Origin of the sequence: Novosphingobium ovatum (assembly GCF_009909235.1) — a bacterium.
Taxonomy (GTDB): domain Bacteria; phylum Pseudomonadota; class Alphaproteobacteria; order Sphingomonadales; family Sphingomonadaceae; genus Novosphingobium; species Novosphingobium ovatum.
The window spans coordinates 189664-203068 of sequence record NZ_JAAAPO010000001.1; the positions used below are offsets into that span (position 1 = coordinate 189664).

Consider the following 13405-nt stretch of genomic DNA (forward strand, 5'->3'; position numbering starts at 1 on the left):
ATTTGGCGCTTAGTCGTAGATCGGGCGCAGAGTGTTATCGAGGTAATAGCGGGTCATCGCCATTGACGCGAGCAGGTCGGGCGAGCCGTCATATTCGATCGACATCCAGCCCTTGAACGCATGCTTTTTCAGCAGGTGGTACAGGCCCTGTAGGTCCAGTTCGCCCTTGCCCGGTTCCCAGAACCAGCGCGTCCCGTCATCGGTGATTTCGGGGTCCTGCGCGTAACGCACGCTGTCGGGCTGGTTGGACGATGCGGTGTCCTTCAGGTGGAAGGTGCTGATTCGGTCGTGATAGTCATCATAGAAGGTCAGCAGATCCTCACCCATGATCGAGATCTGGGCGGTGTCGATGCAATAATGCACGTAGCGCGGGTCGGTGATTTCGATCAGTTCGCGGTGGTTGGGCAGGTTGATCGCACAGAAAAACTCGTTGTGCAGGCCGATCTTGACGCCGTGATCGGTGGCATAGGCGCCGATCTCGTTCATCACCTTGGCGCATTGCTGCACCTCTTCGCGGGACAGCGGGCCGGTGCCGAAATAGTTCTGCGTCGGGCAGGTGTTCATATAGCTGCCGCCAAAGCGCACGATGGTGTCCACCGCCTCGCGGCCTGAACGGACGGCTTCGTCATAATGGTCCGCGGCATGCGAGGCATGGGCGCCGTGGAACATGCCGATCACCTCGACGCCGCGCGCCTTGGCAAATTCGGTGAACGCCTCGGGCGAGCCGAACAGGGGCAGGATGTCGGCCATGTCCCATGGCGCGATCTCGATCCCGTCAAAGCCCAAAGCGGACTGATATTTCAGGATGTTGTCCCAATCGGAATAATAGGCCCCGTTGGTTTTGTCTTCGTAATAGAAATCCCGGAAATTCTCGATCTGCTTGTACGGAATCGATTTCCAGTGGCTCATGTTGGCATAGCGGATGTTGGGCATCGCGGAAGTCTCCGTCCGGCTTATTTCTGGAACTGGTTGAGCAGGGCGCGGCTGCGCAGCAGGGCGCGGAACGGGTCGCGCGTCTGGCGGGCGCTACAGGTGACCGGCCCGTGATAGTTGAGCTGATCGAGCAAGGCGGCGATGCCCGTCAGATCGACCGACCCCGTGCCCGGATCGCGGAACACTTGCGTTGCACGGTTGGCGGGGAATTCGGGGTTGGGTGTTTTCCAGATCTGCGCAGTATCGACAAAGTCGGTGTCGGTCAGGTGCACACAGCCGATCCGGCCGATATGCGCGCGTGCAAAGCCGGCCGCGTCAATGCCCGCGACATGCAGATGGGCCGTGTCCAGATCCAGCTTTACCGTGTCGGGCAGGGCGTCCAGCAGGGGCAGGATCTTCTCGCCACCAAACAGGCCCCAATAATCGTTGCGCAGGACCAGCGTGACGCCCAGTTCCGCCGCCTTGCTTGCCAGATTGCCCAGCAGGTCCAGCGTGCGCTGGGTGAACATCTCGATCTGGCTGTCGAGATCGGGGTGGTATTGCGCGATGCGGCCATAATAGGCCGAGGGGCTGATGGCGAAATAGTCCGCGCCCAGATCGGCGGCATGGGCCAGCGCTTCGCCCGCGAAATGGCCGGTCGCGCCAAAGAAGAAGCCCAGATTGTCATTGCGCATGAACAGGTTGGGATCAAATGTGATGCCCGTGACGCGGGCGATGCCGCGCGTCTGCAACAGCGCGCGGTAACCGGCCGCGTCGCCATATTTGGTGTTCACGCAATAGCGGTTCATCGGCACGCCGCTGCGCCCGCCAAACTGCCACACCGGCTCATAGGGGATTTCGATCCCCGTAAAGCCAGCGGTGGCAATCAGCGTATAGAGTTCCTCCCAGAAATACCGGCTTTCATAGCGGTTGCGGTTGGGTTCCTGATGGTGGCGATTGATCAGATCGAGGCTTATCGAGATCGAGTCCGTATGCATGTCTGTGTTCCGTTTCCTCGGGAGACCGGGGTGTGTTTCGGGAGAAGTGAGAGTCAGGCGGATGTGCCGCGCGCGCCAATCGGCCACAGCAACATCACCAGCGTTTGCGCGATCAGCAGCACCACCGCCCCGCCACTATAGGTCCAGCGGATGGCTTCGCGCGCGGTGTCAGTGACGTGGCCGGGGACATAGCCTGACGCCCCCAGCACATAGGCAAAGCCGGCCGTGCCCAGCGCCATGCCCAGCTTGGTCGCCAGGCTGATCCCGGCAGAAAGCAGGCCCTCGCGCCGCACGCCGAATTTGGCTTCGTGGTAATCCACCGTTTCGGCAACCATGGCAAAGGCCGCCGTGGTGGTGATCGATGTGGCCAGACAGCCGCCGATATACAGGCCAAGGAACAGGCCCACATGGTCCTGCACAAAGGGCAGGGCGGCAAACAGCACCGCGCCGATGGTCAGCGCGCCCACCGTGCCATTGCGGATACCGGCGCGGGCCAGAATCGCGGGCGCGACAAAGGCCGAAAGCAGCAGCATCCCCGCCACTGCCGGCAGCATCACCGAGATCATCCACGGCCGCCCCAGCACGTCGATGGCAAAATAGGCGGTGGCGGCCATCATCATGCCAAAGCGCGCAAAATACAGCAGGCAGGCGCCAAACACGACCAGCCACGCCCGGTTGCGCAGCATCTCTTGCACCGCGGGCCAGATGGCAAAGCGCGGGCTGGCGTCGTCCTCGTGGCGCTCGCGGCAATTGCGGAACAGCGCCACGGTACAGGCAAAGCCAACGCCTGCGAACAGCATTGCGGTCAGTCCAAACCCACGCTGCTGATCGCCCGCGCCAAAGGCCTGAACCAGCGGCATGACGGTTGCCGTGCCCAGCACCACACCCACCGACGTGCCAACCGAGCGCATCCCCGACAGTTTCAGGCGCTCGCCACCATCCTGCGTCATCATCGGCATCAGCGCGGTATAGGGGATGGCCTGTAGCGACATCAGGATGCCCAGCGCCTTGAACGTCAGGAAGGCATAGACCAACTGCGCCCCCTGACCCCATGCCGGCACATGGAACACCGCCACAGACATCAGCGCATAAGGCAGCGCGGTGAACAGGAAATAGACGCGGGTGCGGCCCCAGCGGCTGCGCGTCTTGTCCACCGAGATGCCGACCATCACGTCGATCACCGCATCCAGCAGCCGCGCAACCAGAAACACCGTGCCGACCGATGCCGCGGGCAAGCCCACCACATTGGTGTAATAAAACAACAGGAAACCACTGGCCATATTATAGGCCAGACTGGTTCCCATGTCGCCAAAGCCATAGCTCAGCCTTTCGGAAAGGCTCAATTTTGCGTGTCGCATGCCCACATCTCTCCCGAGTGGCGGCGGTTATCTGTTCTTAGCAGCCCAGCTTTTGTTGGGTCAGCGCAAGGGATTGGTCCATCGGCAGGGTGGGGAAATATTCCAGCCCGATCGCCCCGGCATAGCCAAGGTCCGACAGCGTCTGCATGATCTGGCCCCAATCAAGGCTGCCGGTGCCCGGCTCGTTGCGGGCATCCATGTCGGCCACTTGCACATGCGCAACCAGATGAATGCGGCCGGCCAGTACCTGCGCCATGTCCTCGCCCATACAGGCGCTGTGCCACACGTCGTACAGCAGGCGCAGGTTGGGGCTGTTCACCGCCTCGACCAGATCAAGGCCCAGCGTGGTGCTGACCAGATACATCGCCGAAAACAGGCGCGTGTTCAGCGGTTCCAGCAACAAAGTGACGCCCGCTTCCTCGGCCGCGTCGGCGGCGGCGCGCAGGGCGGTGACGGCATTGGTGAAATGCTCTTCCTCGCTCAACCCCTCAACGCGAAAGCCCGAGGCGACGATCAGGTCAGGCTTGCCCAGACAGGCGGTGGCTGCGATCGTTTCGCGCACGGCGGTGACCATCGCCTCACGCTCGGCCGGGTCGACGATCGAGCGGCGCGGATCAACGCACAACCCCGTCAGGCGCATGCCCGTATCGTTCAGGGCCTGCGCGATCGCCGCAACCGGCTTGTCGCGCCACAGGTGGAATTCGGCCAGTGCAAAACCGGCGGCCTTGGCGGCACGCAGGCGCGCGTCCAGATCGCCCGCGTCGGTAAATTGCCATTCAATGCAGGAAGAAAGTGCGTAGCGCGCAGACATAGGATCCTTTTCCCATTCTACGGCCCCGCTGCGCATGGCGCGCGTTTGCCTGGCAGGATCATTCCCGCTATTTTGTTAGCGCTCTCTTCGCCCCATTTGCGGCGCAGGTCAATATGCTTTGATGCAAAGCCATGGCACCGGCAATTCCACTCGCAGCGCGTTCTTGCTCGGGCCGAGCCTCATTCCACTTTATGCGGCCGTGGCAGACGTCGCCCGCGCCGCCCCCGCCAGCAGCAGCGCGTCCAGCAGCAAGGCCGCGCCAAACCCCAGCGCGTCGAACAACAGTCCGCCGCCTCCCGCGCTCTTTGTCAGGGCCGGCCACAGTCGGAACAACCGCGTGCTGGCGTGGGTCACGCTGGGCGACGGGTGGTACAACAATCATCACCACGCTCCACGATCAGCCTTTCAGGGTTTTACGCCCCAAGAAACAGAAGGCGTGGCGCGGTTGGTACGGAGGCTGACGCGGCGTGGCTGGGTGCGCAAAATCATTGTGGCCAAGGAGCACTATTCGCGCCGATCAACCCAGCCGTGAGACCAGCGCCACCAGTTCGGCCTGACGCGACACGCCCACCTTGCCGAACACCGCCTTGAGATGCTGGCGCACGGTATAGGCGCTGATGGCCAGTTGCTCGCCGGTTTGCTCGATGTTGCATCCCTCGCTGATCAGCGCGGCGACATCGGCCTCGCGCTCGGTTAGGCCGAACAGGCTGGCCAGTTCCTGACGCCGGACCCGCAATGGCGCGTCCAGATCGGTCAGGTCATGGCGCAGGCGATTGGCCGACAGGGCCCGCCCAACCTCGACGATATTGATCAACTGGGGCGTCAGGATCGCAAACACATCGTGGTGGGTCTGTGTGACCATGCCATGGCTTTTGGCGTAATTGGCGGTCAGAAAGCCGACATGACCGCCAGCGTTCAGTATCTTGCCGCCGATGATGTAGTGATAGGGCGCGCGCTCCAGCCAATCGAGGAATTCGCCCTTGTGGGGGGCGTCCCCGGCCATCAGCACGCTGTCGTCGGCCACTTGTCCCAGCGGCATCGACAACGCCCGGTTGATGCGCGGATTGATGTGAAAGATGCGCTCTTCGTAATCGCGCCGCACCGCCCCGTCCAGCGCGGCCGAATTGGCCACATAGGCCGCGCCCGTGTTCAGGTCGGTCAGTTCCAGCGCGCATCCCACCGCGCCCATGGCCTCGCTTAACGACGTCATCGCCGGCATCCATTGGGCCGGGTCCAGCGCGGCCTTGGCAAAGCTGTGGACGATCGTGCTCAGGTCGTGTTCGCCAATATTCATGCACCAGACCTTGTCGACATATTGGGGGCAATATCCGCCTTGATAAGCGTTATCACGTACGTCCTTGCCGCCGGTGCGGGAAGAGGGATTTTCGGGTGGGGGTGGCGATTGACGGCCCGTGATCGGCTGGCGCTGATTCCCGACCTGTACAAGATTGCCAATATGGCCTAGCGGACAGGCATGAATTCTGGACCGGAAACCCTGCCCCCTGGCCGCGCCAGTGCGGAGCGCATTCTGACGATCCTGTCTTGTTTTGAGCGTGGCGATGAGGCGCTCAGTCTGGCCGAAATCACGCGCCGCACCGAATTGGTGAAAAGCACGGTCCTGCGCCTGTCAGTCGCGCTTTTGGATAGCGGATTTTTGGTGCGCGACATTCATGGCGACTATCGTCTGGGGCCCGAAATCGCGCGGCTCAATCTGATCTACACCGAAGCGATGCGGATGGAGCACTATATCATTCCGGTGCTGCAATCGTTGGTGGAGCATACCGGCGAGACCGCGTCGATCTATATACGCCACGGCAGCTATCGACTGTGCCAATACAGGGTGAACTCACCGCATCAACTGGGCGTGCACAAGCAGCCGGGTGACGTGCGCCCGATGGATGAAGCCTCCTCGGCGATTATCCTGCGCAATTTTGGCGACAATGGTGAGCACAAGGTGGCAATCAAGCTGCCCTTGTTTACCGAAGGGGCGTCCGATCCCTATGCCGCGTCGATGTCGATCCCGGTGTTTCAGGGCGGCGGGGCGATGCTGGGCGCGCTGGTGTTGGCAGGCCCGTGCAATCGCCTGAATGCGGAGCGCGCCGAACAATACAGTGATCTGATGCTCTCGTCCGCGCTGTCGCTCAGCCGGCAATTAGGCGGGGAGGCGGCATTCCTGCGCGCCTTGCAGGCGCCCGCCTGATCCCCCGCCATGCGTTTTAGCCCGCGATCGCGTTGACCGCCACCGCGCGTTCAATGTCGCGTCCGGCCAGATGGTCCAGCACCTGCTGCATCACCATCGTGCCCACCCGCTGCCCGGCCTCGATGGTGCTGGCACCGATATGCGGGCTGATTACCAGATTGGATAAGCCGCGGACCCGTTCGGAAAGTTCGGGCGGTTCGACCGGGAACGTGTCCAGCCCCGCGCCGCCGATCTGCTTGCCTTCCAATGCGTCCGCCAGCGCTTCCAGATCAATCAGCCCGCCGCGCGCGGTGTTCACCAGAATGGCCCCCGGCTTCATCAACGCCAGCTTGTCCGCGCTGATCATGTTGCGCGTGGCGGGCGTCAATGGACAATGCAGGCTGACCACATCGCTGGTGGCCAACAACTGATCCAGCGAGTCCACCCGCCGGTAGTCCAGTGGCGCATCCTGCGGCAGGGCCGGATCAAACACCTGCACAGCCATATCCAGCGCCGCGCAGATCCGCGCCAGCGCATGGCCAATCGCGCCTAGCCCCACAACGCCCAACACCTTGCCGTTCAGTTCGCTGCCCATGAAAAAGGCTTTGTCCCAATGGCCGGAACGGATGCGCGCGTCCTGATAGGCGATGCCCCGCGCCACCCCCAAAATCAGGGCCAGCGCATGTTCCGCCACCGAGATCGCATTGGCCCCGCGCGCAATCGTCACCAGAATGTTGCGCCGTGTGGCGGCGGCCACATCAATCGTGTCATAGCCTACGCCGTGCTTGGCGATAATGCGCAGATTGGGCGCGTTGGCCATGGCCGCTTCGGTCACTTCACCCAGACGCAGGATGATCGCGTCGGGGTTGTTCTCCTGCATGAAGCGTTCCAGATCGGGCCCACGCAAATAGGTGTCGGTGGTGGTGACACGCGCGCCTGCCTCTTGGGCCAACGCCATCGCCTGAGGGGCGAGGGCGCGGCCAAAGATCGCGATATGTGGGGCCGCCATCATGCGCCTTCGACGCCGGGGCAGTTGATCGCGCGCAAGGCCTTGTCCACCCATGCCCGCTGGTTTTCGCCGCGCGCAATGGCGGCCAGTTGCGCTTCCTCGGCCTGATGCTTGGCCGATGCGGCGCGATAGATCGCATCGACCTCGTCCTGCGGCACGGCGACCAGCCCATCCAGATCACCCACCATCAGATCGCCAGGGTGGATCACCATGCCATCCAGCGAGATCGGCACATTCACCTCGCCCGGCCCGTCCTTGTACGGCCCGCGATGGGTGACACCGGCGGCAAAGATCGGAAAATTGCCCTCAGAGATCGCCGCATAGTCACGCACCGCGCCATTGATGACGATGCCCGCCACCCCCTTGTACCGGGCATAGGCAATCATCAATTCACCGATTAGCGCATTGGTCAGGTCACCGCCCGCATCCACCACGATGACATCGCCCGGCACGGCCATGTCCAGCGCCTTGTGCACCATCAGGTTGTCACCCGGTCGGGTCCGCACGGTCAGCGCCGGACCGATCAGCACGCCTTCGCGGTGCAGGGGGCGCAGACGCGCCCCCCCTGCCGACATGCGGCTCATCACATCGCTGATGTTGGCGACCGGCAGCGTGCGAAACCGCTCGACGTCGGCAAGGCTGACGGCAGATTCGCGCTGCTTTACGCACAATCCAGTCATCATTTCATTCCACTTCTACAGGGGGCAGGTAAGGTCAGTATTTGAAACGCGCGCCGACGCGGAACGTGCGACCGATCACGTCATGCAGGAACGCATTGAACGCGACCGGCACGTTGGCATTTTCGGGGGCGATGGGCGGCGCATTGTCCAAAATGTTGCGCACGTTCAGGAACAACTCGATTTCCGACCCGCTCATCTTCGGCTTGAAGCTGATCTGGCCGTCGAAATAGACCTGTGCGGAAACATTCTGGAGATCGACGACCGCCGGGCCGCGCGTCACGTCATACGCGCCGCCACCAACATAGCGGGCCTGCAGGAAGCCGCCGACCGTTTCGCCCTGATAGTTGAACTGGGCTACCCCGCGCCAACGCGGATAGGGGTTGACGCCAGCCTCGCCCGCGCGGTCAATCGGCGCACCGCCCGGCGTGGTGGTCTCTTGTTTTGCCAGATAGGTGGCCACGGCGCGCAGCGTGACATTGCCCTTTAGCCCCAACAGGCCATTGGGGGCGCTATAGCCCACTTCGAAATCGATACCGCGCGTTTTGGCCGATGCCAGATTGATGGGCAACGCCGAGAAGCTGGTGATGTTGCCCGCTGTGTCGCGCGTGAACAGGGCGCAGGCCGCCGCCGTGCCGACATAGCATTGATCCACCGCCGTTTGCGCCGCGATGTTGTCAATGGCCGAGGCAATGCTGATGTCGTAAAAATCGACCGACAGGTTCAGATGCGGCACCCATGACGGGCTATAGACCGCGCCAAAGGTCAGCGTGTCGGCGATTTCCGGCTTCAACCCGGCATTGCCCGAATTGTTTTGCAGGATGCCGGTGACGCGGACATTGCTCTTGAACGGATCGTTGACCGAGGCAATGCTCTGGCGACCGGCTTGATACAGTTCGGACAGGTTGGGCGCGCGAATGTCACGCGAGCGGGTGCCGCGCAGGCGCAGATCATCGAACGGCTTGTACGAGAGGCCCAGCTTCCAGGTCTTGACGGTGCCGCTGGTGCTGTAATCGGTCACACGCCCGGCTGCGTTCAATTCCAGTTCGCGGATCAGGGGTAGATCCTTGGCCAGCGGGGCAATGATTTCGACAAAGCCCTCCTTGACGTTGTACCGGCCGCTCCACGGGTTGGGATTGCCCAGCAGGAAGGCCCCGGTGGGCGACAGGGCGTCGGTGGTCACATTGACCTTTTCTGAACGGTATTCGCCGCCAATGGCAAAGCGGATCGGCCCGGCCCAGCCGTTGGCCAAAGGCCCCGACACCGCAAACGAGCCGACATCGGCGTCAATCGTGGCGTGCGACCAGCTGACCCCGCGCGTGTAATCGAGCGCCGCGTTGGACGGCGAGCCTTCGCCAAAGACGTTGAACGGGACGCAGCCATTGGTGGGGTTGGTCAGGCTGGAGCGGCAGACGATCTGACCGGTGCTCGGGCTGACCACGGCATCGATGGCAGAGTTGAAGCGAGCGGTGATTTCGTCATTCATCGTCGCATTGGTTTGATAGGTTCGCCCGCGCAGGTAATAGGCGTTCCACGACAGACCCGCGATGGTGCCCTTGGCGCCGATGGTGCCCTGCATCGTGTCGCTGTCGCCGCGCGTGACGATAAAGCCGCGCTCACGCGAAAAACGGAGCATGGTGAGCGAGGTGACACCCACCGCTTGCATTTGATTGCGGATGGCATCTGGCAGGAAGGCGTTGTCGCGCTGGATCGTGAAGGGGTTGGCGGTTTGGCGGCGGTTATAGGTGTTGTTCACGGTCGATGAGGAGCGACCATACATCGCATCGGCATACAGGCTCAGCGCGTCCGAGACATCGAAGCCGACATGGACATAACCGCTGCCGCGCTCCAGCGGACGGTTGATTTCCTGAATGTTTTCGGTCGGAACGCCATCGCCTCCCACCTGCTGCGTGCTGGTGGTATAGGTGCCGTAATTATAGGCCGCCGCCACGCCGCCAGGCATGAACTGGATACCCTTGAACAGGGCGTTGTTTGCGGCGGTGCCGCCATTGCCCCCGATAATCAGGCCGCCATACGTGCCCACGGTCAACACATTCGGCTTGAGCACAAGCGTGGGCGTGCCGCTGGGGTTGTTGATCAAGCCCCACCCCTGGCTGGCCCATGGGCGCGCGCTCGGGGCAACGCCATCATTTCGGAAATATTCGCCGCTGACCAGAATATGGCCGCGCCCTTCGGCAAATTTCAGGCCGGCGGACAAGGTGGCGCGGATCTCGCGGTTGTCGCCTTCCTGTGCCAGCCCGTAATTGATCTCGCCCTTCAGGCCGGTGAACTTTTTGTCCAGAATGAAGTTGACGACGCCCGCCACCGCGTCAGACCCATAGGCGGCCGATGCGCCACCGGTGACAACCTCGACTCGCTGAACCACGGCCGAGGGCAGGATGTTCGCGTCGACACTGCCTGTCAGGCTGGAGGACACCATGCGGCGTCCGTCAAACAGCGTCAGCGTACGGGTGGGCCCCAGTGAGCGCAGATTCAGGAAGCTTTGCCCGACACGGGATGAGCCGGAATTGCGCTGTGGCCCCGAAGTATTGGTCAGGGACGGCAATTGGCGCAGCGATTCCGCCAGCGTCGAGGGGGCGGCTTTGGTCAATTGCTCGGCACCCATGACCGTTACGGGGGTAGGGGCGGTAAAGCCGGCACGCGCGATGCGCGACCCCGTCACAACGATGTCGGGTGCCGTCGGCTCGGCCGGGCGGGTCGGCGCGGCGGCAGGTGCGGCACTGTCCTGTTCGGCGGCATGGGCGAGCGAGGTGCCGCTCAGGCTGGCGGCCAATGCGATCAGCGACGCGCAGGGAACGGCGGTCAGCCGGTTACGAATGGAAAACATCGTCCTCTCCTGATTTCTCAATCTACGTGTTTGAAAATTTGTTTAGATTTTGGCTGGCGCTAATGCCGCCGTCTGGGCTGAACGCGCCACGGCCAGGATCGAGAGCGCGCTGGCCACCGCCAATGCCGCCAGCGGCGCAAGCGCCAGCGCATAGCTGTGCGTCGCATCGTAAACCCAGCCATACAGGTTCACCATGATCGCTCCGCCGATCAGATTTGACGTTGCATTGATCGCCGCGATGCCCACAGCCGCCTCTGACGGTTTCAGCCAGCCCGAGGCCAGGCTCCAGAACGGGCCCTTGAAGCAATAGGCCCCCGCCAAAGCGCCGGTCAGCAACACCACCACCATCACCAGACCGCTCGACAGCGAGATGAGCAGCGCGCTCAGCGCGATCAGCAGCAGGGGAATGGCGGTGTGCCAGCCCCGCTCGTTCTGGCGGTCAGAGCTGTAGCCCCACAGGACCATCGCGATCGTTGCCACGCCATAGGGAATGGAATTGACCAGACCCGTGGCAAAATCCGTAAGGCCAAAGGATTTGAGGAATTGGGGCTGCCACACCCCCAGCACCGAACCCGACGCCGAGGCGCCGCAACAGGCCAGCACCAGCGCCCAGAACTGAGGCCTTTTCAACAGCGCCCATTTGGACACCGTGGGTCCGGCGACCGGAGCGTTGGCGGGCGTGAGCGCTTGGCGCAGCCACGCGCGCTCGTCATCGGTCAGCCAACGGGCCTGATCCGGGCGATCTGACAGCCAGAACAGGCACGCAACCCCCAGCACGGTTGCTGGCAGGCCCTCTACGATGAACAGCCACTGCCAACCTTGCAGCCCCAGCGCGCCATCGAGCGACAAGAGCGCGCCGGACAGGGGCGACGAGATGAAGCTGGCCACCGGAATGCCCACGGCAAACATCGCCAGCACCCGCCCGCGATAGGCCGACGGCATCCAATAGGTCAGATACAGCACGATGCCGGGGAAAAAGCCCGCCTCTGCAGCGCCAAGGATCAGGCGCAGCGCATAAAAGGAGGTTGGCCCTGTCACCAGTGCGGTCGCCGCCGAGACAAGCCCCCATGTGATCATGATGCGCGCGATCCAGCGCCGCGCGCCAAAACGTTCCAGCGCCAGATTGCTGGGCACTTCCAGCGCGAAATAGGAAACAAAGAACAGGCTGGCGCCAAAGCCGAACTGGACCTTGGTCAGGCCGATGTCCGCGCTCATCTGTAGCGAGGCCATGCCGACATTGGTGCGATCGATCAGGGCCAGCAAATAGCAGGCGACAAGGAACGGCAAAAGGCGCCAGCGCACCTTCTTCATCACCGCTCGTTCCATGGCGTAATCGGACAAGGCATCTCTCCCATCGCCACATGTGGCGGCATTGTTCTGACTGCTGCAAGCGATAGCCTATTTTGCAATGGCGTTGCAATATAGAAAATTCAGCGGTAAACCACCCAAGGCCGGGCAACACCGGCATGGAGAGAATGCGCCGATCACGCGCCGTCAGGAAGGTTGGGGACATGCATAGGGAATTGCGAGCCATACGTGGCAAATGGCTGCTGGGATTGGGTCTGGCTTGTGCCGGGCTGGCAGGGCCGGTTCTGGCGTCGGGTGACATCCCGCCGGCGCGTCAGGGCCGGGCGGATGCCGCGCGGATCAACACCCCCAATGGTGGCCGTCAGGAGATTCGCAACCGTCAGGACATGGAGCGCCTGAGTGGCTATACCGCGCCGGGGGCCAAGGCCTATGCCGCGATGGCCGCTGACGCCAGCGCCGGACAGTGGCCAGTTACGCTGTTTTACCGTTGCCGCAATGTGCCGGGCGGCAGCGCCATTCACGCGCCGATGCCTCAACCAATCGAGGTGTTCGACGGCGTGTATTCCATCGGCGATGACGCCAACAATGTCTGGGCGATCGACACCGCCGAGGGCATCATTCTGATCGACGCTTTGTCGAACGAGGAAGATGCCAAGAGGGTCATCGTCGAGAACATGCGCAAGCTGAAGCTTGACCCCGCTCGGATTCGCTACATTTTGATTACCCACAACCACGGCGACCACTATGGTGGCGCGGCCTATCTCAAGTCGCTGTCGGGCGCGCATCTGGCCATGAGCCGCGAGGATTGGGAGGGTAAGGCGTTGGGCGCGCCGATGCCGGTCAAGGCCGCCGATGACTTCTATTTGACCGATGGGCAAAAGATTACGCTGGGCGGGCGCACGATCTCGGTTGTGCTGACGCCGGGGCATACGCCGGGCACGGTGTCCTTGGTTTTCCCGGTGACGGACAAGGGTCAGCCTCATGTCGCATCGCTGTTTGGTGGTCAGGGATCGCCTAAGAATCTGGCCGCATTGCAACAGTTCCGTAAATCGCTCGACCATTTTGCCGATGTGACCGATGCGATGCAGGCCGATGTGGTCCTGTCCAATCACACCGTGGGCGATGACGGCCTGACCAAGGTTGCCCTGTTGGCCAAGCGCAAGCCGGGGCAGCCCAATCCCTATGTGGCGGGGCGCGAGGGCGTGATCCGCTATAGCGCGCTGTGGCAGGCCTGTCTGAGCGCCGACATCGACCAGATCGCATGGAATGCGGCCGCCAGACCCGATGCGGTCAAGTGAGGGAAGG

Annotated in this window: 12 protein-coding genes; 2 read left to right on the plus strand and 10 right to left on the minus strand. The window is 62.6% G+C overall.

Annotated features, from left to right (window positions below):
• Positions 1-9: 9 nt before the first annotated feature.
• From GTZ99_RS00800 to GTZ99_RS00825, 6 genes are all read right to left on the minus strand, one after another.
• A complete protein-coding gene (locus GTZ99_RS00800; RefSeq protein ID WP_161716387.1) occupies positions 10-933 on the minus strand; it encodes a sugar phosphate isomerase/epimerase family protein in 924 nt (307 codons plus the stop codon).
• Between the two features lie 20 nt (positions 934-953).
• The gene (locus GTZ99_RS00805; RefSeq protein WP_161716388.1) at positions 954-1910 is read right to left on the minus strand and encodes a sugar phosphate isomerase/epimerase family protein; all 957 of its coding nucleotides are present in this window, start codon (positions 1908-1910) and stop codon (positions 954-956) included.
• Between the two features lie 53 nt (positions 1911-1963).
• Positions 1964-3268 (minus strand): MFS transporter, encoded by a 1305-nt coding sequence (locus GTZ99_RS00810; protein WP_161716389.1) that lies wholly within the window; start codon positions 3266-3268, stop codon positions 1964-1966.
• A 37-nt stretch (positions 3269-3305) separates the two neighbouring features.
• Positions 3306-4079, minus strand: a complete 774-nt coding sequence (locus tag GTZ99_RS00815; RefSeq protein ID WP_161716390.1) for a TIM barrel protein — start codon at positions 4077-4079, stop codon at positions 3306-3308.
• 189 nt (positions 4080-4268) lie between these two features.
• On the minus strand, positions 4269-4457 hold the full coding sequence (locus tag GTZ99_RS00820) for a hypothetical protein (protein WP_161716391.1): 189 nt from the start codon (positions 4455-4457) through the stop codon (positions 4269-4271).
• 139 nt (positions 4458-4596) lie between these two features.
• Positions 4597-5373 carry a helix-turn-helix transcriptional regulator gene (locus GTZ99_RS00825; protein ID WP_161716392.1) on the minus strand — a complete coding sequence of 259 codons (777 nt, stop codon included), beginning with the start codon at positions 5371-5373 and terminating at the stop codon, positions 4597-4599.
• A gap of 180 nt (positions 5374-5553) precedes the next feature.
• On the opposite strand from GTZ99_RS00825, the gene GTZ99_RS00830 reads away from it, so the two are divergent.
• Positions 5554-6279 (plus strand): IclR family transcriptional regulator, encoded by a 726-nt coding sequence (locus GTZ99_RS00830; RefSeq protein WP_161716393.1) that lies wholly within the window; start codon positions 5554-5556, stop codon positions 6277-6279.
• 16 nt (positions 6280-6295) lie between these two features.
• Here the strand turns inward: GTZ99_RS00830 and GTZ99_RS00835 are convergent, their stop codons facing one another.
• From GTZ99_RS00835 to GTZ99_RS00850, 4 genes are read right to left on the minus strand one after another with little or no spacing between them, the layout of a single operon-like run.
• Positions 6296-7270, minus strand: coding sequence for a hydroxyacid dehydrogenase (locus GTZ99_RS00835; RefSeq protein ID WP_201742327.1), 975 nt, complete (start codon positions 7268-7270; stop codon positions 6296-6298).
• A complete protein-coding gene (locus GTZ99_RS00840) occupies positions 7267-7947 on the minus strand; it encodes an RraA family protein (RefSeq protein ID WP_264960534.1) in 681 nt (226 codons plus the stop codon). The genes GTZ99_RS00835 and GTZ99_RS00840 overlap by 4 nt, the downstream gene beginning before the upstream one ends.
• Positions 7948-7981: 34 nt before the next feature.
• Positions 7982-10792 carry a TonB-dependent receptor plug domain-containing protein gene (locus GTZ99_RS00845; RefSeq protein ID WP_161716395.1) on the minus strand — a complete coding sequence of 937 codons (2811 nt, stop codon included), beginning with the start codon at positions 10790-10792 and terminating at the stop codon, positions 7982-7984.
• A 42-nt stretch (positions 10793-10834) separates the two neighbouring features.
• The gene (locus GTZ99_RS00850) at positions 10835-12133 is read right to left on the minus strand and encodes an MFS transporter (protein WP_227711012.1); all 1299 of its coding nucleotides are present in this window, start codon (positions 12131-12133) and stop codon (positions 10835-10837) included.
• Positions 12134-12303: 170 nt separating this feature from the next.
• On the opposite strand from GTZ99_RS00850, the gene GTZ99_RS00855 reads away from it, so the two are divergent.
• Positions 12304-13398: an MBL fold metallo-hydrolase gene (locus GTZ99_RS00855; protein WP_201742328.1), complete on the plus strand. Its 1095-nt coding sequence runs from the start codon at positions 12304-12306 to the stop codon at positions 13396-13398.
• The last annotated feature ends 7 nt before the right edge of the window (positions 13399-13405 follow it).